The sequence below is a fragment of the Antarctobacter albus genome (genome assembly GCF_900101505.1).
In the GTDB taxonomy this organism is placed as follows: domain Bacteria; phylum Pseudomonadota; class Alphaproteobacteria; order Rhodobacterales; family Rhodobacteraceae; genus Antarctobacter; species Antarctobacter albus.
Genome location: NZ_FMZI01000007.1, coordinates 306,899 through 326,869, shown reverse-complemented (window position 1 = coordinate 326,869; position 19,971 = coordinate 306,899). Strand labels below are relative to the sequence as shown.

Here is a 19,971-nt window from a genome sequence, read left to right as displayed (position 1 = left end):
TGCGGCAGGCTGTGCGGCAATGGCGGACATCTGCGCGCACATGGTCGGGCAGAGCGTCGCCGCACCTGCGGCAATGCCACTCCCTACGCATCAGACGTTTTCAGAATGGCAATTGCGCGGGCCCTGCAGCCCCTTCCCTGTCCGTACAAATATACGAAAAGTAGCTGGCGCGGGGTCATTCCGGGTTGCCGTCTCGTTCAGGCGCAGTTCCGGGTTACCGGAGGGAGAAAAGGCGGCGGTACCCCTGAATCCGCAGACTCCGGGCAAGAGGCCCGCGACCACAATGCTGTCCGGCCCCTGTTCGAAGTCCAGGATCTGGTCATGGTCGGCGCCGACGACGGCTTCGGCCCAGGCACGAAAGACGAGGATTTCGGCATTTTGCCCGTCGGTCAGGAAATCCCGGCCCGGGCCGCCCGCCAACTCGTCCGAGCCCGCGCGGCCGCGCAAGATGTTATTACCCTCGTCGTCTTCCAAGACATCTTCGCCGCCAAAGAGAGTGTCGTCGCCGGCTTTGCCATTCAGCGTGTCGTTGTCGCCGCCGCCGCTCAGGCAGTCATTGCCGGTGCCTTGGAGGATGACGGCGAGGCATAGCCACACGCACAGATTCGCGCACCCTTCCTCGAATGACTCGCAAGCGACCAAAACCTTAAACGATCAACCAGAAAAAGTTAAGCATCTGTTTTTGAACATTTATATCGTCTTTCAAGAAGTCTCTTCACGCATCGTTCAATGCATGATATTTGTTTGTATGCAAATGAATAAAGGACAGAGGAAACCATGACCACCATCGACACTGTAGACATTGCCGTAATCGGAGCTGGCCTTGGTGGCGCTGCCGCAGCCGCTCTCCTGATCGATGCGGGTTTCGACGTGCATTGCTTCGAGCAGGCACCGGAGTTCACCCGCCTCGGCGCCGGGATCCACATCGGCCCGAACGTGATGAAGATCTTCCGGAAGATCGGGCTCGAAGACCGCCTCGCGGACATCGGCGCCCATCCTGATTTCTGGTTTTCCCGCGACGGCACGACAGGCGAGTACCTATCGCGCATCCCCCTGGGCGACCACGCCAAGAAGGAATACGGCGCGCCCTATATCACCATTCACCGCGGTGACTTGCATGCAGAACAGATCGATGCCCTGCCAAAGAACCGGGTCCATTTCAATCATCGACTGACAGAGATCGAAGAACGCGACAACGATGTGCTGATGACCTTTGCAAATGGTCGGCAGATCGCGGCGCGTATCGTCATTGGCGCGGATGGCATCAACTCGCTTCTGCGCGAAAAGCTGCTCGGCAAGGAGCGGCCGCGGTACAGCGGCTGGATCGGTCACCGGGCGCTGGTCAACATGGACAAGCTGCGGGCCAGCGGCCTGGAGTTCGAGACCTGCGTCAAATGGTGGTGGGAACAGTCGCGCCATGTCATGGCCTACGCCACGAAACGCGACGGGTCGGAGTACTATTACGTCACCGGCGTTCCGGTCGACAATTGGCCTCACGAGGAAGGCTTCGTCGACAGTTCCCGCGAAGAAATGGAGGCGATCTTTGGCGGTGGTCATCCGATGGTGCAGGCGCTGATCGACGCCACCGAAACCGTCACGAAATGGCCGTTCTGGAACCGCGATCCGCTCAACCTCTGGAGCCGCGGCCGGATGTGCCTGCTGGGTGACGCCTGCCATCCGATGCGCCCGCACATGGCCCAGGGCGCCTGCATGGCGATCGAAGATGCCGCCGTGCTGACGCGCTGCCTGACGGAAACCGGCATCGGCGACTACGCCAACGCCTTCGACATCTACGAGAACACGCGGCGCGACAGGGCGACCAAGGTCCAGACGATCTCGAATGCGAACACCTGGCTGAAAGAGCCGGAAGATCCGGCTTGGGTCTATGCCTATGACCCGATGACAGCCACTCTCGGGTAATCCTTTCAAATCCACAGGGCGGCCCCGACACCGGGGCCGCCCTTCTTTGTGCGCCGGGGCGACCCGATACCGGACAAAGAAAAAAGGGGCGCAGACCGCGCCCCTTATTTTCGTGGTGACCGTTTCTTTCAGGTAGCGAGGGATGTCATCCAGGAAAAGATGTCGTCCGCGTCCGTGACGTCCGCGTATTTTTGCTCCATGTCGTAAAGGTTTGCTTCGTGTGGGGCAGTTGCCCGGTCAGCGCAGCAATCCCGGGGAACCAGCACGTTGAAGCCGGACTGCACGGCGTCGACCACCGTCGCCCTGACGCAGCCAGAGGTCGTGGCCCCGGTCACGATCACCGTGTCGACACGGGCGCCGACCAGCAACCCGGCCAGGTTGGTTCCGTGAAAGGCCGAGGCGCCATGCTTGACGATCACCGGGTCTTCCGCGCGGATGCCCGTGGTGGCGTCGATCTCGACCAGGCGCGAGCCAACAGTCAACGCGGCCATGCCTGTGGCCTTGCGCAGCCAAGGCAGGGTCGCGACTTCCCAGGGCTGGTACGCGATTGTGGTATAGATCACCGGGAAACCGGCGGCCCGCGCAGTCTCGGTCAGTCGGCGGGTCGCCGCGATCTCGGCGCTCATATCGGCGGCCGTCGGATATTGCGTGTCAGTGAACCCGTAAGAAAAATCCACCACTACGATAGCCGGGCGGGTGCCGCGCGGCACCTTCTGGCCGAAACCGGCGTCGGCATAGACCTGTTGCTGGGACATCTCGTGTAACTCCGGAGGAACGCGCCTGCCCCGAAGGGCCACGGGCCCGGACGGAGACGGCGCTGGCTGTAAGGGGGGGGGCGCTCAGCGGCGCGCGATCTGCATTTCCTTCACGACGAGATCGCCGTCGATCACGATCGGTTCGTCATCGAGGAACAGCGAGCACCCGCGCATCGGGATGTCGAGATGACAGGCCGTGTCGTTGGGGCCACCCAGCTCGTTGTTGGGGCCGGTCGAGAACATCACATTGCCGTAGAAGCTGCGAGGCTCCATGCCCATGCCACCCGGGAAGGCGCCCGGGGTCATGCCATGCCAGTGCGCGTCGCGGTTCATGCCCCATCCGACATGGCTCATCCCCATGCCGCGCGGATCGTTGAAGCCATCCATGTAGGATTTGACCAGGTCCGCATCCAGCCCGCCGCGGATATCGGTGATCCAGCCCTTCTCGATCGTGTAGGTGATCGGGTCCCGCACGTACATGTTCTGCGGCAGCAGCACATCCCCCGGCGCCACCACGATCTGACCGTCCACGCCATCGTCGTCGCCGCCGGTAAAGACAAAGCCTGAGGGCCAATGGTCCCAGCGACCGGGCTCATCGGTGCAGGCGTATTCGGCCACGGTTGGATAGGTGTTCAGCTTGTAGGTGACATCGGTGCCATGCGGCGAGGTGATGCGCATCACCTTGGCCTTTGCCAGATATTCGGCACCGATCTCGACCTTCTCGCGCAGCTCCTGGCTGGGCAGCATCCGGGCCAGCAGCTCGGGTGGTTCCACCGCGGTCAGGATCCGGGTGCCGGCGTCCTGGATGGCGAACTGTTCCGGGCTGAACAGCAGGAACACGCAGTCGATCAGCATATCGCAGTTCTTCAGCGCCTCGACCGCCTCGGGCATCGCCGCGAGGCCGGTCTGCCCCACAGCCCAGGCCCCGACAACGGGCGGCGCCGGCAGGCGCATGTGATACATGTTGGCGCCCAGGATCCGGCCCGCGGCCATGAAGGCATCGGCATAGTCCAGGCGTTCATTGCCCTGGGTCAGAACGATCAGACGCTCATCCTTTTTCACCCCGGACATCTTCAACTGGTGCAGGCAGATGTCGGTAAAGCTTGCATGATCCATGACGGATCCTCCCTATACTCGGTTTATTGAACGTCGAAATCCATGACTGCCTCCAGGAACCCCTCGAGGTTGTCCCAAGGGATCATGTGGCCGGCGTCCGGTACGATGCGCTGTTCGATCTTCGGGTTCAGCTGCGCGACCTCTGCTTGGTCGGCTTCGTCGACCACGGTGGCGCCACCCGCGATGACCAGCCGCGCGGGCTTGTCGATTTTTGGCAGGTCCTGATGGATGTCGTCGGTGTGGAACCCGTCGAAGGCAATGCGGATCGCTCCCCAGTGGCAGGTGTGCAGCCATTCCGCGCGCAGGGCGACTTGCTCGTCGCTCCATGTGGGACAGAAGGCGCGCATCTCTTCGACAGAGCACCCTCTGGCCGCCATCTGGATGCTGTCACTGTACCAAGGCCATTTCGAAGGATAGGCTCGGCGGCCCGGCCCGGACATCGGCGGATCGACCAGGATATGCCCGGCAAAGGGTTCGGGATCGCGGGCATTGGCGCGGATGGCAATGCGGGCGCCCATCGAATGACCAAGCGTGGTCGGCTGCCGAAGGGTCCGTGCCACCGCGATGGCGTCATCGGCCAGGGCGTCCAGCGTGTAGTCCAGGTCGCCGGTTTCCGACAGGCCGCGCCCCCGCACGTCCAGCACATGCACCTCGAAGCGTTGCGCCAGGCGTTCGGCCACGAAACCCCAGGTGATCGCGGGCGAGGTGATGCCCGGGATCAACAACAGTTGCGGTGCGCCTTCCGGCCCGTCCCAGCGGATCAGGTGCTGGCGGATGCCGTTGGCATGGATGTTGTATCCAAAGCTCATGTCAGCCTCCTCAGTAGGCGCCAGAGAGCAGCGTGCCGCCGCCCGGAACGCGGGTTTCGAGGTCGAGTGCCTTGAGCATCTGCCAGGTTGTGGCGATGGCTGCTGTCAGCACCGGTTTGCCGACCTGCGCCTCGACGGTTGAAACCGCGGGCAACGAGGGCATCTGGACACAGGCCGAGAGCACCACCGCATCGACGCCGGAAGTGTCCATATCCGCGACGATCCCGGGCAGGTTCATCGGGTCATGTGCCGCAACGGCGAGGTTGTCCTGGATCTCCAGCGCGCGCCAGGTCACCACCTCGATCCCTTCGTTGCGGATGTACTCCACCACCATCTCGGTCAGCGGCTTCATGTAGGGCGCGACCACGGCGACCTTCTGCGCACCGATCGCCTTGATCCCCTCGACCAGGGCACCGGCAGAGGTGACGACCGGGGTTTCCGCGTCATTGTCCCGTGTCACGCCGCGCAGCCGTTCCTGCGATGTGCAGTGATAGCCATGCCCCATCGACATGATGGCAACGAGGCAGGCGTAGCCCATCACGTCCACCTTCGCGTCCGAGAGTTCGAGCGCACAACGGTCGCTGTCCGCATCCATCGCCGCGAGTTCTTCCTTGGTCACGTGTTTCATCCGCATCCGCGAGGAATGAAACGTGAAACGCTCCGGAAAGACCGCCTCGCGGGCACGCAAGAGCGCGGGGATCTCGGTCTCCATCGTCACATTCGAACTCGGCACGATCTGGCCAACTCGGATCGGGGTCATGATTCTCACCTCTGAAATCAACGTCCCTCTCCGCATAATTAATCATTTGCATAATTTCAACCAAAATCATTTGTATACAAACGTATTTGATAGCTTGGGCCCCTAGCTGTTCAGCGGTGCCGCAAGCCCTGCAGAAATGAAGGTTTCAAGTTGATCCAGGAGCGCGGCACCGCCGAGGTCGCCGACCTGCCCGTCGGTCAGATCGTTGATGCGACCGAGATCGTTCAGCATGAACATGTAGGTGCCCACAGCAAAGGCCATACGGGTCGAGATGACCTCTTTCGGGATCTCTGGCAGTACCTCCGAAAGCGCCTGGATGTAGCGTTTGACAGAGGCATCATAGACTTCGCGTCGCAGACGAAAGGCATGTTCTTCCTGTTCGGCATGCAACCGAGCCTGAAGACGGACGAATGCCGCGCCGTTAGAGCCCGAATTTTTCATTTCCCATTGGGGCCTTAAATAGCACCGCACCAATTCCGCAACAGTAGGTGCCACGCCGCGCGACAACAGCTCGTCCAGCAGCACATGACGTGCGCCTGAAATCACACTGCCACGCCGGCGGACCACCGCGTCGAACAGATCCTGCTTGGAGCCGAAGTAGTAGCGAACGAGGGCCTGGTTGACCCCGGCTTCTGTCGCGATGTCCCGCACCTTGGCCCCGTTGAACCCATGATCGGCAAAAAGCAACTCGGCCTTGTCCAGGATCACCTCACGGAGTTCCGGCCCCTCTTTCGGGCGCCCCGGCTTGCGACGTGTGTTTGAAGAGGTCATGGCGCCATCCGGTTTTCAGAGTCCCCCCCTACTAACCGGCGCAGTGCCAAATCCTCAAGTAAAATTATTCACCAGGATAATTACTGGGAACCTTCCCACCTCTCTTACAGGCAAGCGGTCCGTACAGGCGATGCAGCAACGCGGTGATCAACGGCAGGGCCACCAGTAGGACGCAGATTGCCAGCAAAGTTGCCGAGATCGGCCGGTCGATGAAGATTTTCCATGACCCCTGGCTAATCATCAGGCTGCGCCGCAGGTTCTCCTCCAGTATCGGGCCAAGGATCAGCCCGAAGGCCAGCGGCGTCACCGGCAAGCCGATGCGCGAGAAAACGAAGCCGACCACACCGAAAGCAATCATCACGTAGACGTCGTTCATATCGTTGCGGATTGCAAAGGCACCGATAACGCAGAACACCGCGATGAAGACATACATCAGTTGCGGAGGAATGCGCGTCACCAGCACGGCAGCACGGATCATGCCAAGGCCCAGCACCAGCGTCGCCACCAGTGCCAGTAGCACCGAGACATAGATCCAGGACACGAATGTCGGGTCGTTGGCAAAGAGCAAGGGCCCGGGCGTCAGGCCATGCACCATCAACGCGCCCATCAGCACGGCGGTGATCGTGTCCCCCGGAACCCCCAGCGCGATCAACGGAATGAGCGAGCCACCGACGGAGGCCGAGTTGGCAGCCTCGGGCGCAACAAGGCCGTCAGGATGGCCGCTGCCGAATTTCTCGGGCTCTTTCGACAACCGCCGCTCCTGGGCATAGGCGATGGAAACCGCCACAGCGGATCCCGCCGCGGGGATCGCCCCGATGAACGTGCCGATCACCGAGCCTCGCAGCATGACCTTCCAGCGACGGGTCAATTCGGAAAGCGGCAGCATCACCTTGCCAATGGCCGGTCGCGCCGTCGGAGAGTCACCGAAACGCACAAGGTTCTGCAGGATCTCCCCCAACCCGAACAGGCCGATGATGACAGGGATCAGATTCAGACCCGATTGCAGCATGGGCTGGTTCATCGTCATCCGCTGCGCATCCGTGAGCGCATCGAAACCCACCATCCCCAGCAGGACGCCGACAAAGCCGACCACGCTGGCCACCAGTGTCGAGCCGTTTGACGCAAAGGACAACATGACGATGCCGAACAGCGCCACTGCGGCAAACTCGGGGCTGCGGAAATTCGTCGCGAAATCCGCCAGCACGGGCGCCAGCACGACAAGCAAGGCCAGCCCGACCATGCCACCCACGGTAGACGCCACCAACGCATAGTTCAGGGCGTGCCCGGCCCGGCCGCTCTGGGCCATCGGATAGCCGTCGATCTGGGTAAAGATCGACGCCGGTGTGCCAGGCAGTTTCATCAAGATGGCCGATATGGAACCGCCATAAACGCTCGACATAAAGACCGAGATCAGGAAGAGGATCGCCACACCGGGTTCCATCGTGAAGGTCACGGGCATGAGGATCGCCAGGGCCATCGTCGATGAAATCCCCGGTATTGCCCCCAGAACCAGCCCGAGGATTGCACCAAGCCCGACGAGGCCCAACATGGCAGGGCTCGTGGCGAAATCGGCGAGAACAGTGAAGAACGACTCAAGCAACATCGGTTCGGTCCTCTCTCAGACGGGCAGCGGAAGCGTCAGCAGACGCACGAAGAAAAGATGGATGAATGCGGCGGTGGCCATGCCGAAGGCTGCCGCTTCGATCAGGTTTCGCCATGAGTGGCCGCTGATCGAGACGAGCAGTATGTAGATCCAGCCGATGGAAAAGAGCGCCACCGCGGCAGGCGTTCCCAGCAGGCGCATCGCTGCAGGCATCACCAGCAAAGTCAGCACGAAGCCAGCCGAGAGCGACCACTCTCGCACCGTGTTGACTATGGCCCCCGTGTGCCTGTGTTGACGCGCCTCACGCGCCCAACTCCAGGAACCGATCACCAGCAGAAGAAGGCCGGCGCCTGCGAGAATTGTCAGGCACAACTGGGACAGGAAAAAGGGGCCGGGGTCACCCGGCATCTGGTTTCCCGAAAACAGCGTGATGCTGTGACGGAGCAGAAGCCAACCCGCACCCGCCAAGAGGAGAAAGAAAAGACCGGCTGCAAAGGTCTTGCGGGCGGATTCTTCGATGGGCGGGGTCATGGCTGGCTCCTGTTTCGTGATTTTGGAAACGGGGCGACGACTGCGCCCCGTTCGCGGGCGTCACTTCCGCTTCAGTTCCTCAGCGACAAGGCCGGCGTCCTCCAGGATCGGGTAGACAAGCTCGACCTGTTTCGCGAGCTCTTCCGCCGCCAGGTCGGCTCCGCCCGGGCGCAGAACCATGCCGTTGTCCGCTGCGGCAGAGGTAAAGCCGGCACTGTTGATGGCCTGGAGCAATCCCTCTTCCAGCTTGGCCCGGACATCCTGCGGAATACCGACCGGCGCCACCAACATGACGAAATCATTCACCACGACATCATAGCCCTGCTCCTTGAACGTGGGAACGTCCGGCAGTTGCGGATGACGCTGGTCCGAAGCGACCCCGAGCACCTTCACCTTTCCGGCCTTGGCGTGCTCGAGGATCGGCGGGATCGGCAACGTCGCGGTTTGGACCTCGCCGGTCAGCAATGCGGTCACGGTGGGGGCATGTCCGGGATAGGGGAGCTTCATCATGTTCACGCCCAGCGCGTCCGGGATGACGCTTGCGAAGATGAAGGAGTTGCCGCCCTGCGGGTCGTTGCCATTCATCAGCGACATCGGGTCGGACCTCATCGCGGCGACGTAGTCGTCAAGCGTGTCGATCCCCATGTCGACGCTCACCTCAATCGCGCCAGGTTCGTCGCTGATGTAGGCAATCGGGTCCAGACCGTCGAGCTTGGGCGCTGCGGGGTTCATGAAGGATTGCGACACTGCGTGCAGCCCCATCACGCCTATGGTGTAGCCGTCTGGGTCGGCCTCGACGATGTGGCGGATGCCGGTCGATCCGCCGGCGCCGGTCACGTTGTCGACCACAACCGCGGTATCCATGATCTCGGACAGCTCATGGCCGATCAAGCGGCCAACCAGGTCATGCCCGCCACCAGCGGGCCAGACGACCGTGATGTGGATCGGTTCGCTGGGGTAGGCATCCTGCGCAAGCGCGGACGTCATCGGGAGGCTGGCAAGCGTCATCAGACCCGTGACCGTGGCGAAGAGTTGACGGCGTTTCATGGCGTTCCTTTCGTCTTTTCCCTGTTGATTTCGGCAGGCACAGCCCACCTGTTCACGGCCCGCGCCTTGCAGCCCGCAACATTCTCGATTGCCCCTCATGCCAGGGCAGAATTTCCTTATTTTCTTGCGGCCGGCAGGCGGCGCGCGTCATCGTCCCGTCACATAAAAGCGTGGAAAAATTCATTTGTATAGAAACAAATTTCCCAGCCGTATGTTTTTCCGTGCACACTATGTCCGACCTCCATTATTGCACATTTTTTAGGCATATTTTGCGGAAACAATGTGCGGAAAATGTCACATGTCGAGGGTCACGTTCCCTTTCGGGACCGAGCAACACAGGAGGACATGCCCCTCTTCGGGCGAATCGAGCGGCTCTTCGGCATAAGAAATATCGCCGGCAAGCTTCCGGCAAGCACAGGTGCCGCAGATGCCGTCACGACATTCAAAGTTCGGCTCCAGCCCCTGTGCCTCAGCGAATTCAAGGAGGGTTTCGCTGGATCCATCCCAGGTGAATTCGAGGTCCGACCGTGCAAATCTGACCACAGGACCAGCCCCGTCAGACGTCGCCACGGGTCTCTCAGGGGGCTGCTGGCGCGACGCTTCGGCAACGGCTCCGCCAAAAGACTCCTGGTGAATTTCGCAGTCCGGCACGCCCAGGCTGACCAGCACCGCCCGCATCGCCGTCATGAATCCGTCCGGCCCACAGAGATAGACGCGGTAGGCGTCCTGCGGCAGCAGCATGCGCAGCGTCTCGCGGTCGAGAAGTCCGATAGACTGGCAACGCCCTTCGGCAATATCCCCATCGCTCCCTTCGGCATAGGCGACATGCGTCGTCACGTTCGGCGCGGCCTCTGCCAGCGCCCTCACCTCGGCCGCGAAGGAGTGTTCTTCTGCATTCTGGCAGGCATGCACAAACCATGTCGGCCGATCCGGTTGACGGGCCAGCTCGGCCAGCATCGCCAGCGCCGGCGTCACCCCTATCCCACCGGTCAGCAACAGGACCGGACGCTCATCCTCCGCCAGAACGAACTTGCCCCGCGGCTGTTCGGCCCGGAATTGCGCACCGACCTCACCCACCTCGTGCAGGTAGCGTGAGCCCCCCTTCCCCTCCGGCTCCAGCTTGACGCTGATCCTGTAGCCGCTGCGATCGCGCGGGTCGGAGGATATCGTATAGGTCGATATGGGCCGCTCCGGCAGGCCAAGGCGGATCGGAAGATACTGGCCTGCGGTGAAGGGCGCCGCTTCGCCCCCCACAACCTTGAACCGGAAAGAAACGACGTTTCGGCTTTCCCGCACACGCTCTGTCACCTCTAGCGTCAGCGGCGCGGTCTGTCCCGTATCAAGCATGCCAGATCCCCCCGTCAGCACAGCATCAGTCATGATAGACGAAGGACGCGTTGGTCTCGGCCGAGGCGTCGAGCGTCCGCTCGGTTTCCAGCAGATCGTTGATGCGCTTGCGGTAGACCATCGGCCCCCGGTCGATGGCGATACGGATCGGTCGACGTTTCATCGGGCGCTGCTCTTCGGCATGCACCGCCTCCAGGATCGCCTTGTCCTCGGCAAAGGCGATGCGGAACATTGCATCAATCTTGTCCGATGCTTCCTCGGTATCGACCGCGGTGTTCCGGAGGTGCATCCAGCGGTCGATTGTATATCCCTCGTCGACCGGTGTCATGAAGTGCAGCGCAAGAACGCGGTTCCCGCTATCCCGGTCGTCCTCGGCAATCTGGTCGGCCGCGTCCGCCGAGCCGAAGTCGATCACCGCGATCGACGGCAGATGCAGGTGGTAGTAGTGCCAGCGGTCGACGTTCCCCTCAAAGCCACCGAATGCCTTGAAGAAACCAATCGGCTCCGCATCGCGGATCCACCGCCAGGCGGTGATGGTCTCGCCTTCGGTCGAGACATGCACCGGCACGTTCTCGGATGCCGAATTGCCCAGCGTCGTCGGGTGCACAAAGCTCACATGCGCCGGGTCCACCAGGTTTTCGGCCACGTTGAGATAGTTGGATTCCAAGTGCAGCGCGTCACCGTGATGGGCATGCCAGCCTGGGTCGGTGAATTGCGGCAGATCGAAAATCGCATCCGGATCTGCGCGGTGCCGCTCCCCCATCCAGATCCAGACGATCCCGTGTCGCTCTTCGATCGGGTAGCTTTCGACATAGGCCGAGGGCGGGATCTTGTCCTGGCCCGGAACCCGGGTGCACTTGCCGTCAGAACCGAAGGTCAACCCGTGGTAGCCACATTGCACCGCATCACCGATGCGCTTGCCCTTCGACAGCGGCAACAGCCTGTGCGGGCACCGATCCTCCAGCGCGGCAACGGTGCCGTCCTTGCGGCGATAGAGAAGGATGTGATCGCCAAGAATGGTGAAGCGCCGCAGTTCATCGTCGACCTCGCGCGACCATGCGGCCACGTACCATGCATTCCGAACCAGAGTCGTCATCCTATCACTCCCGAGCTTGCGTTCATAAACAGGCTCTCCCGCAGGGGCCAATTTGCTACGTACTCAAAGTAAAATGACTCAGATCAATTGCGCAACAGATTCTTTTGTATCAGCCGAGAATCTCAGGTACTCCCCTGATTCCGCTCGAATAATTTCCAAGGACCAGATGAATCTGGGCGCCCACAGTCTGAATTTTACAACGAGTACGCACAAATTCAGCGAAGCAGGCAGCGAGACTTCAGTCTTCGGCCGCGAGCACTTTCCGCAGCAGCTCCATGAAAAGTTGCTGCTCGATCACGGTGAGCGGTTCGAGCAGTTTCTCACCCGCTTCCACGCTGACCGGGATATGATTGATCGCGCATTGGCGTCCGGCCTCGGTCAACTCGATAACCGACGAACGCTGATCCTCGAGACTGCGCCTCTTCTCGATCAGCCTTTCGCGCTCAAGCTTGCGGACCACCACTGTCGTGGTGGACGGATCCATCGAGGTCAGGCGCCCAAGCATGCTTTGAGTGACCGAACCCGCCTTCAACAGCGTGACCAGCGCCACGAACTGCGTCACCGAAAGGTTCGGGTGTCGCACGTTCTGGGTAAAAAGCTGCGCCCCGCGCTGGTGGACACGGCGCACCAACTGCGCCGGATGGTTACGCGGATCGTAGGCTTCGATCATCGCGGAAACATCACCGGCAGGCTTTGTGGTGTGGTCGCTCATCGCCCCTGACCTTTCCGCAACCTGGCACCCCGGGCTGCACGCACAACGCGCCAATCAACTCAGCTTTGCCAGCAATCGCAGGATCGTGCGCCGCTCGGCAATGGTTAGCGGCGCCATCGTTGCCTCAGTGATCTCCGCCATCACGGGCATCGCTGCCTTGATCAACTCCCTGCCCTTCGCCGTCGCCTCGATCACGTATCGGCGGCGGTCGACCTCGTCTTTTCGGCTCATGACGAGACCGCGGGCCTCCAACCGGTTGACGACCCCCTTGATCGTCGCCGCATCCATCGCGACACTCCGCCCAAGCGCATTCTGGGACTGTGGGCCAGGGCTCTCGACCAAGCGAAACAGGGCTGAGAACTGCGTAGGCGTCAGCCCATCCAGCATCTTTTCGCCAAAAATGGTCATGTGCCGCTGGTTTGCCTTTCGCAAGGCATAGCCGATCTGCTCATCCAGAACGTAGGCCTCAATGGCATCCCCCGAGCTGTCGTTGCTCGGATCGTGTTTCATATCGTCCATTGGGCTCTTCTCACTTTCCCGGCAATACCGATGCCAGCATCAAACATTCAATCGGTTTCGGCGCCACCTGCACGCAGAAACTCCGGAACAAAGCGCAGATCGACATCGAAGATGCCCTTCCCGGTCCAGACAATCGGCCCACACACATCATCAGCACTTTTCATTAGTATACAAATGTATTCCCGGTCAGAGCGCAAGCCCCCTCCTGCAAGCGCGAACCTACAGGCAATCTCAAAGCCACACTGAACCGCCCCATGTTCACCGCCGCAGCGCCTGAGCAGGATGATGCATCACGAGCAAGAGAACAAGTTTACCCCAGGGGGGGGGGGGGCAATGACGCGTTTTGTCGATCAGACGGGGCCGTGTGGCGCGTCCGACCGAAGCGCCGCAAGCAGGTCGTGGAATCGGTCCCCCTGGACCAGAACGTGATCCCGCATGGCCTTTGCCGCTGCCGCGTCATCGCCGTTGCGAATGGCCGTGACCACGGCTTGATGCTCATCGAACGAACGCTTTACCCGGTTGCGCACCTGCAATTGGATCCGGCGATAGGGTTGCAGCATCGCGTGTAAACGCATGGCCTCCTTGGCGATGAAGCCATTGTGCGTCGCGTGGTAAATGCAGGCGTGAAAGGCCGAATTCTCTGCGTAGTAGTCGTCGATCCGTTCCTCGTCGGCCAGCTGTCGGCACGCCTCGTGCCGCGCTTCGAGCTCGGCCAGCTCCTCGCGGGTGATCCGGCGGGCGGCCAGACGGGCGCAGATGGCTTCGATTTCGGCCATAGCCTCGAACCGTTCGGCCAGCTCCTCGACGTTCCATTCCGATACGAAAGTGCCCTGCTTGGAATGGACGCGGACAAGCCCCGAGGCTTCAAGCTGTTGCAGGGCATCACGGATCGGGGTTCGCGAGCATTCGAACTCCTCGGCCAGTTTCGCCGGGTCAAGCCGTGCGCCGGGGGCGAATCGGCCATTGACGATCGCGTTTTCCAGCGCCTCGCGGATCCGTACCGTGTTTGACACGCGCGCCATTGGTGAAGCCTCCCCCAAGAATTGTTCCAAAACATATAAGCTTGCTTTCGAAACATCCAATCCTCATTCTGTTGTATACAACAAACCAGCAGAAATGTATAACCAGGGCAGCCAACCCGGAGGAGAGTTGATGCCCAACGCGAACATCGCCTTTCTGAACGACCTGCTGCAAAGCATCGGGTCGCGCATGCGCCCAGGGGCCGTGTCGAAATCTTCGGCCCTATCCGCCGAAGACAGGCTTGCCGAGGGATGCAGCGCCTTGATGCGCCTCGGCGGCGAGGCCTCGCAGGTCGTCGTCGCCGAACAAGCCCTTGCCGCCTTCGCAGAGCTCGACGACCCGGCCAAGTTGCGGTTCTTTCAATCTCTTCTCAACGATTACAGTGCTGACCCGGCTGCCATCAGGGCCGCTTATGCGGCATGGGAGTCAACGCAGTCCGAAGAAGACCTGGAACACCTGTTCAAGGCGGTCGAACCGCGGCGACAGGCCTTGCTGCGCGCGCTCAACCAGGCGCCCGGCGCGACGCTGCAACTGGTGCGGATGCGCCAAGACCTGTTGCGGTTGCTGCGCGAAGACCCGGGACTTGCGCCATTGGACACCGATTTCAGCCATCTGTTCGCGTCCTGGTTCAATCGCGGGTTCCTCGTGATGCGCCGGATCGACTGGAACTCGCCCGCCGCGATCCTGGAAAAGATCGTCAGCTACGAGGCGGTGCACGAGATCCGGGACTGGGATGACCTGCGGCGCCGTCTCGACCCGGCCGACAGGCGCTGCTACGCCTTTTTCCATCCGGCCACCGGGGACGAACCGCTGATCTTTGTCGAAGTGGCACTGTGCCAGGGTATCCCGGACCGGATCGCACCGCTGCTATCGGAACGGACGCAGCCGGGCGATGAGGCGCCGGACACCGCCGTCTTCTACTCGATCAGCAACTGCCAGCCCGGTTTGAAGGGCGTCTCTTTCGGGAACTTCCTGATCAAGCAGGTCGTCAGCGATCTGTCCACGGAATTGCCGCCTATCCGCAATTTCGCGACACTGTCACCGGCGCCGGGGTTCGCTCGCTGGCTGTCCAGCGTGGACGAGGCCGAGGCGCAGGCGCTTGCCGCCGATCTGGCCACCGGACTGTGGCAGACCGACAGCGAGGAATGCGAACGCCTGGCACCACGTGTCGAGGCATGGGCGGCCCGGTATTTTACCCAGGTAAAGACGCCCTCTGGCGCACCCGCCGATCCCGTCGCGCGGTTTCACCTGGGCAATGGCGCCTCGGCCCATCGCATCAACTGGCCGGCCGATCTCGCCGAGGGGGCGCTGAAGCGCGCGCACGGCGTGATGATCAATTACCTCTATGAACTCGACCAGATCGAGGCGCGGCACGAGGCCTTTGCCAACGACGGGACCATAGCCTGCGGACCGGATATGCGCCGCGCCGTGAAGGCGGGCACCGCTCCAAGCGCCTGATCTCCCCCTGAAACCGAAGACAAAGCGAGACAGCTCAGATGACGTGCACGATCCACGACATGTTTGAAACCCAATGCCGCGACAACGGGAGCAAGATCCTGTTCGAACGCCCCGGCCTGTCGTCCATGACGTTCTCCGAAGCATGGGATCGCGTCCTGAGGGTCGCCTCTGTGCTCGAAGGGTCTGGCGTGCGCCCGGGTGACCGGGTGGCGGTCCAGGTGGACAAATCCGCCGAGGCGGTGCTGCTCTACCTGGCCTGTCTTCGGGTGGGGGCCGTCTTTCTTCCGCTCAACACCGCTTATACCGGGGCCGAGATCGACTATTTCCTTGGCGATGCCGAACCGCAGCTTTTCGTCTGCACCCCGGCGACGTTGCAAACCCACGCAGCGCGCGCCTCGGAGACCTTGGCGGTCGAGAGCCTTGGCGCGGCGGGCGACGGCACGCTGATCGACCGCGCCGCCGGTGCCGACCAGCATGACAGCGCCGTGCCGAGCAAGGAGGATGACCCGGCGGCGATCCTCTATACATCCGGGACGACCGGGCGTTCGAAAGGCGCGGTGCTGACGCATGGCAACCTGGCCTCCAACGCGAAAGCCCTGAACGACATCTGGCATTTCACGCAGGACGACAAGCTGATCCATGCCTTGCCGATCTTTCACACCCACGGGCTGTTCGTGGCCTGCAACATGGCCCTGACGTCTGGGGCAACGATGCTCTTCCTGACCCGTTTCGACGCCGAGGAGATCATCGACGAGATGGCGGATGCCACGGTCCTGATGGGTGTGCCGACATTCTACACGCGGCTGTTGAAATCGCCGCGCCTGGACCCGCTGACAACCGCCTCGATGCGTTTGTTCGTGTCCGGATCGGCGCCGCTGCCGGAAGAGGTCCACGCCCGCTTTGCCGAACGCACGGGCCACACCATCCTCGAGCGGTACGGCATGACGGAAACCTGCATGATCGCCTCTAACCCCTATGAGGGCGAACGGCGCGTAGGTGCGGTTGGCTTTCCCCTGCCGCAGGTTCAGGTTCGGATCACCGACCGGGAAAGCGGCAACACGCTGCCCCGGGGCCAGACCGGCGCGATCGAGGTCGCAGGCCCCAACGTCTTTCAGGGCTATTGGCGGATGCCGGAAAAGACCGCGGCAGAGTTCCGTGACGATGGCTATTTTGTCACTGGAGACCTGGGTCGGATCGACTCCGACGGCTATCTGCACATCGTCGGCCGGGACAAAGACCTGGTGATCACCGGCGGCTACAACGTCTACCCCAAGGAAATCGAAACACTGATCGACGCGCTGCCGGAGGTGGCGGATTCCGCCGTCATCGGCGTGCCGCACCCGGATTTCGGGGAGGGGGTCACCGCGGTTGTCGTGCCGCAGCCCGGGGCTTCGATCGACAGAGAGCAGTTGTTGGCCGCGCTGTCGGACACGCTGGCCCGCTACAAGCAACCCAAACAGGTGATGGTGGTCGACGAACTGCCCCGCAATGTCATGGGCAAGGTGCAAAAGAACGACCTGCGCAAGCGCTTCGCCGATCTCTATGCGCCCTCGGAAACCGCCACGGACTCATGAGGAGGGCGCCGAATTGGCCACATTGACAGAAACAAAACCCATGGGAGGACCAGGAATGACATCGAAACCGGAATCCACGGATGAATTCATCGCCATGACGGCGACAGAGGCCGTCGGACTGCTGAAATCGGGAGAGGCCACGCCGCTCGACTTTCTCGACGCGGCCATTGCGCGGATCGAAGAGATCGAACCGGATGTGAACGCACTGCCGATCCGCTTTTTCGAAGAGGCCCGCGCCGCGGCCAAGGCGTTTCCGTCGCAGCATCACGAAAGGGCCGACAGGCCCGGATGGCTGGCCGGACTTCCGGTGGTCGTCAAGGACTACAACGATGTCGCCGGACAGGTGACCACCTATGGATCGCCGATCTTTGCCGAGAACCGCGTGGAGCGGTCGGATTACACGGTGCAGACGCTCGAAGAGAGCGGCGGCATTCCGATGGCGAAATCGAACGTGCCCGAAATCGCCGGGGCCAATACCTTCAACCCCGTCTTCGGCGCCACCCGCAACCCCTGGGACCTGCGGATGACGGTCGGCGGCTCGTCCGGCGGGTCCGCAGCCGCGCTGGCGGCCGGAGAGGCATGGCTGGCCACCGGCAATGACCTGGGCGGCAGCCTGCGCATCCCGGCCAGCTATTGCGGAATCGTCGGCCTGCGCCCCAGCGTAGGCCGGGTGCCGCGCGGTGCCGGCCTGCCGGCCTTCGATCCGCTCTGGGTCGAAGGTCCGATGGCGCGGAACGTCGCCGACGTGGCCCTGATGCTGGATTCGCTGGCGCATGGCCACGGCCACGATCCCCTGTCCGTCCCGGCGCCCACGGTGCCCTTTGTCGAGGCGGTCAAGGCGCCCAAGGCCCCCAAGCGGGTCGCCTACACACCCGATCTGAACCTGTCGCTGGTCGATCCGGACGTGGCCGAGATCTGCCGCAAGGGCGCCCAGGCCTTTGCGGGCCACGGCGCCACGGTCACGGAAGAATGCCCTGATTTCTCGGGCGGACTGGAGGCATTCCAGACCCTGCGCGCGATCCTCGTGGCCAGCGTCCGGGGTGACCTGCTCGAGACCGACCGCGACCGCGTCGCGCCGGAGATCATCTGGAACATTGAGAAGGGCCAGAACGTCACCGCCGATGAGGTGCTGCGGGCCGAGCGCGCCCGCGCCGCCATCTTCCACAATGTTGCGAACTTCTTCGAAACCCATGACATCCTGGCCTGCCCGACAGTCGCCGTGCCGCCCTACCCGGTCGAACAGCGCTTCCCGACCCACATCGGGGACCAGGAGCTGACGACCTACATCGACTGGATGTTCCTGACCTTCGTCATCACCCTGACCGGCTGCCCGGCCATCTCGGTGCCTTGCGGGACAACGCGCGAGGGGCTGCCGGTGGGCCTCCAGCTGATCGGCAAGCCGAAGGGCGACTTCGACCTTCTGTCTGCCGCGCAGCTTCTGGAATCCGAACTGGGTTTCGCGGATCGGATGCCGATCCGTCCCCGCAAGTGACCGCCGGAAAGGAGATCCAAAATGATCAAAGGCATCACACGCGCATCCGTCAACATGGTCGAACGTTACCTCCCGGATGCTTTCGTGCTCGTCCTTGTCCTGACGCTGGTCGTCTTCGGGGCCGGTATGCTCGTCGAGGGCCACGGCCCGGTTGCGATGGCCGAATTCTGGGGCGACGGGTTCTGGAACCTCTTGAGCTTTTCCATGCAGATGGTGCTCATCCTGGTGTCCGGCTTCGTCGTTGCCAGCACGCCGGTCTTTAAACGCCTCCTCCAGGCACTGGCCAAACTGGCCCGCAGCCCGGGCCAGGGGATCGTGCTGGTCACGGTGGTCTCGCTGATCGCGGCCTGGGTCAACTGGGGGTTCGGGCTTGTGATCGGGGCGCTCTTTGCCCGCGAACTGGCACGCTGCCTGCCCAACCTCGACTATCGCCTTGCGATCGCCAGCGCCTATAGCGGTTTCATGGTCTGGCACGGGGGGCTTTCGGGCTCGATCCCGCTGGTCATCGCGACCGAAGGCCATTTCACCGCCGAGATGATCGGCATCATCCCCACCAGCGAGACCATCTTCTCGGTCATGAACCTGGGCATTCTTCTGGCGCTGCTGATCGTGATCCCGCTGGTCAACTGGCTGATCACGCCGGCGGCCGGGGATGCGGTGACCGTCGATCCTGCCAAACTCATCGATGAAGAACCGAACAGTGAAGAGGTGGCTGACACGCCATCGACAAGGCTTGAAAACAGCATGATCCTGTCGCTGATCTCGGGCCTGCTGGGAATACTCTATGTCGGCTACTACATCTTCGGCACCGACGGCGGGCTCAACCTGAACATCGTCAACTTTACCCTCATCTTCGCCGGGATCCTGCTGCATGGCCGTCCGTCGCAGTTCCTGACCTCGGTCAAGAAGGCGGTGAACGGCGCCAGCGGTATCATCGTCCAGTTCCCGTTCTATGCGGGCATCATGGGGATGATGGTCGGCTCCGGGCTGGCGGTCACCCTGTCCGAAGCCTTTGTCTCGATCTCGAGCGCCGAGACCCTCCCCTTCTTCACCTTCTTGTCAGCTGGCATCGTCAACATGTTCGTGCCCTCGGGCGGGGGCCAATGGGCGGTACAGGCCCCGATCATGCTGGAGGCAAGCGCGGCGCTTGGGGTCTCGCCGGCCCGCACGGCAATGGCCGTGGCCTGGGGCGATACCTGGACCAACCTGGTCCAGCCGTTCTGGGCACTGCCGGCGCTGGCCATCGCGGGCCTCTCCGCCAAGGACATCATGGGATACTGCCTGATCGTCCTCGTGGTCACCGGCGTGGTGCTTGGCCTGGGACTGACGTTCCTGCCCTGATCCCTGCGACGGCCCAAGGGCGGGCGGTGCTCTGCGCCGCCCGTTTTTCGTTGAGGCCCGAGAGGCCCGTCGGATCGTGGAGGCCGACCCGGCCCTCCCC

The 19,971-nt window shown here is 62.3% G+C and carries 19 protein-coding genes; 5 read left to right on the top strand and 14 right to left on the bottom strand.

The window, feature by feature from the left end; genetic code table 11:
* Nucleotides 1-90: 90 nt before the first annotated feature.
* Entirely contained in the window at nt 91-597 is a 507-nt protein-coding gene (locus BLQ71_RS26030; RefSeq protein ID WP_088702315.1) for a hypothetical protein, read from the bottom strand.
* A 180-nt stretch (nt 598-777) separates the two neighbouring features.
* On the opposite strand from BLQ71_RS26030, the gene BLQ71_RS14555 reads away from it, so the two are divergent.
* Nucleotides 778-1,920: an FAD-dependent monooxygenase gene (locus BLQ71_RS14555; RefSeq protein ID WP_074622231.1), complete on the top strand. Its 1,143-nt coding sequence runs from the start codon at nt 778-780 to the stop codon at nt 1,918-1,920.
* A gap of 128 nt (nt 1,921-2,048) precedes the next feature.
* On the opposite strand, the gene BLQ71_RS14550 is transcribed toward BLQ71_RS14555, so the two are convergent.
* The 13 genes from BLQ71_RS14550 to BLQ71_RS14490 all read right to left on the bottom strand — a co-directional run bounded on the left by BLQ71_RS14550 (nt 2,049) and on the right by BLQ71_RS14490 (nt 14,008).
* The gene (locus BLQ71_RS14550; protein ID WP_074622230.1) at nt 2,049-2,675 is read right to left on the bottom strand and encodes an isochorismatase family protein; all 627 of its coding nucleotides are present in this window, start codon (nt 2,673-2,675) and stop codon (nt 2,049-2,051) included.
* 84 nt (nt 2,676-2,759) lie between these two features.
* The gene (locus BLQ71_RS14545; RefSeq protein WP_043136880.1) at nt 2,760-3,791 is read right to left on the bottom strand and encodes a 2,5-dihydroxypyridine 5,6-dioxygenase NicX family protein; all 1,032 of its coding nucleotides are present in this window, start codon (nt 3,789-3,791) and stop codon (nt 2,760-2,762) included.
* A 23-nt stretch (nt 3,792-3,814) separates the two neighbouring features.
* Nucleotides 3,815-4,600, bottom strand: coding sequence for an alpha/beta fold hydrolase (locus BLQ71_RS14540; RefSeq protein WP_074622229.1), 786 nt, complete (start codon nt 4,598-4,600; stop codon nt 3,815-3,817).
* Nucleotides 4,601-4,610: 10 nt separating this feature from the next.
* Nucleotides 4,611-5,360, bottom strand: a complete 750-nt coding sequence (locus tag BLQ71_RS14535; protein ID WP_069210719.1) for a maleate cis-trans isomerase family protein — start codon at nt 5,358-5,360, stop codon at nt 4,611-4,613.
* A 102-nt stretch (nt 5,361-5,462) separates the two neighbouring features.
* A complete protein-coding gene (locus tag BLQ71_RS14530) occupies nt 5,463-6,068 on the bottom strand; it encodes a TetR/AcrR family transcriptional regulator (protein WP_229754868.1) in 606 nt (201 codons plus the stop codon).
* 127 nt (nt 6,069-6,195) lie between these two features.
* Nucleotides 6,196-7,680, bottom strand: a complete 1,485-nt coding sequence (locus BLQ71_RS14525) for a tripartite tricarboxylate transporter permease (RefSeq protein ID WP_229754872.1) — start codon at nt 7,678-7,680, stop codon at nt 6,196-6,198.
* 69 nt (nt 7,681-7,749) lie between these two features.
* Nucleotides 7,750-8,265, bottom strand: a complete 516-nt coding sequence (locus BLQ71_RS14520; RefSeq protein ID WP_074622226.1) for a tripartite tricarboxylate transporter TctB family protein — start codon at nt 8,263-8,265, stop codon at nt 7,750-7,752.
* A 60-nt stretch (nt 8,266-8,325) separates the two neighbouring features.
* Nucleotides 8,326-9,312 (bottom strand): Bug family tripartite tricarboxylate transporter substrate binding protein, encoded by a 987-nt coding sequence (locus tag BLQ71_RS14515; RefSeq protein WP_074622225.1) that lies wholly within the window; start codon nt 9,310-9,312, stop codon nt 8,326-8,328.
* A gap of 294 nt (nt 9,313-9,606) precedes the next feature.
* Nucleotides 9,607-10,659 carry a 2Fe-2S iron-sulfur cluster-binding protein gene (locus BLQ71_RS14510; protein ID WP_074622224.1) on the bottom strand — a complete coding sequence of 351 codons (1,053 nt, stop codon included), beginning with the start codon at nt 10,657-10,659 and terminating at the stop codon, nt 9,607-9,609.
* Between the two features lie 25 nt (nt 10,660-10,684).
* Entirely contained in the window at nt 10,685-11,755 is a 1,071-nt protein-coding gene (locus tag BLQ71_RS14505) for an aromatic ring-hydroxylating dioxygenase subunit alpha (RefSeq protein ID WP_069210714.1), read from the bottom strand.
* Between the two features lie 238 nt (nt 11,756-11,993).
* On the bottom strand, nt 11,994-12,467 hold the full coding sequence (locus BLQ71_RS14500) for a MarR family winged helix-turn-helix transcriptional regulator (RefSeq protein WP_069210713.1): 474 nt from the start codon (nt 12,465-12,467) through the stop codon (nt 11,994-11,996).
* 54 nt (nt 12,468-12,521) lie between these two features.
* The gene (locus BLQ71_RS14495) at nt 12,522-12,986 is read right to left on the bottom strand and encodes a MarR family winged helix-turn-helix transcriptional regulator (protein ID WP_074622223.1); all 465 of its coding nucleotides are present in this window, start codon (nt 12,984-12,986) and stop codon (nt 12,522-12,524) included.
* A gap of 350 nt (nt 12,987-13,336) precedes the next feature.
* Nucleotides 13,337-14,008, bottom strand: coding sequence for a GntR family transcriptional regulator (locus BLQ71_RS14490; RefSeq protein WP_074622222.1), 672 nt, complete (start codon nt 14,006-14,008; stop codon nt 13,337-13,339).
* A 130-nt stretch (nt 14,009-14,138) separates the two neighbouring features.
* Here BLQ71_RS14490 and BLQ71_RS14485 point away from each other — a divergent pair, with 130 nt between their 5' ends.
* Genes BLQ71_RS14485 through BLQ71_RS14470 form a run of 4 tightly spaced genes read left to right on the top strand, consistent with a single transcriptional unit; the run spans nt 14,139 to nt 19,871 of the window.
* Complete coding sequence (locus BLQ71_RS14485; protein ID WP_074622221.1) at nt 14,139-15,464, top strand: malonyl-CoA decarboxylase; 1,326 nt, start codon at nt 14,139-14,141, stop codon at nt 15,462-15,464.
* Nucleotides 15,465-15,523: 59 nt separating this feature from the next.
* The gene (locus BLQ71_RS14480) at nt 15,524-17,038 is read left to right on the top strand and encodes a malonate--CoA ligase (protein ID WP_198548530.1); all 1,515 of its coding nucleotides are present in this window, start codon (nt 15,524-15,526) and stop codon (nt 17,036-17,038) included.
* A 55-nt stretch (nt 17,039-17,093) separates the two neighbouring features.
* A complete protein-coding gene (locus BLQ71_RS14475) occupies nt 17,094-18,530 on the top strand; it encodes an amidase (RefSeq protein WP_229754867.1) in 1,437 nt (478 codons plus the stop codon).
* A gap of 21 nt (nt 18,531-18,551) precedes the next feature.
* Entirely contained in the window at nt 18,552-19,871 is a 1,320-nt protein-coding gene (locus tag BLQ71_RS14470) for a short-chain fatty acid transporter (protein WP_107992219.1), read from the top strand.
* Nucleotides 19,872-19,971 lie beyond the last annotated feature (100 nt).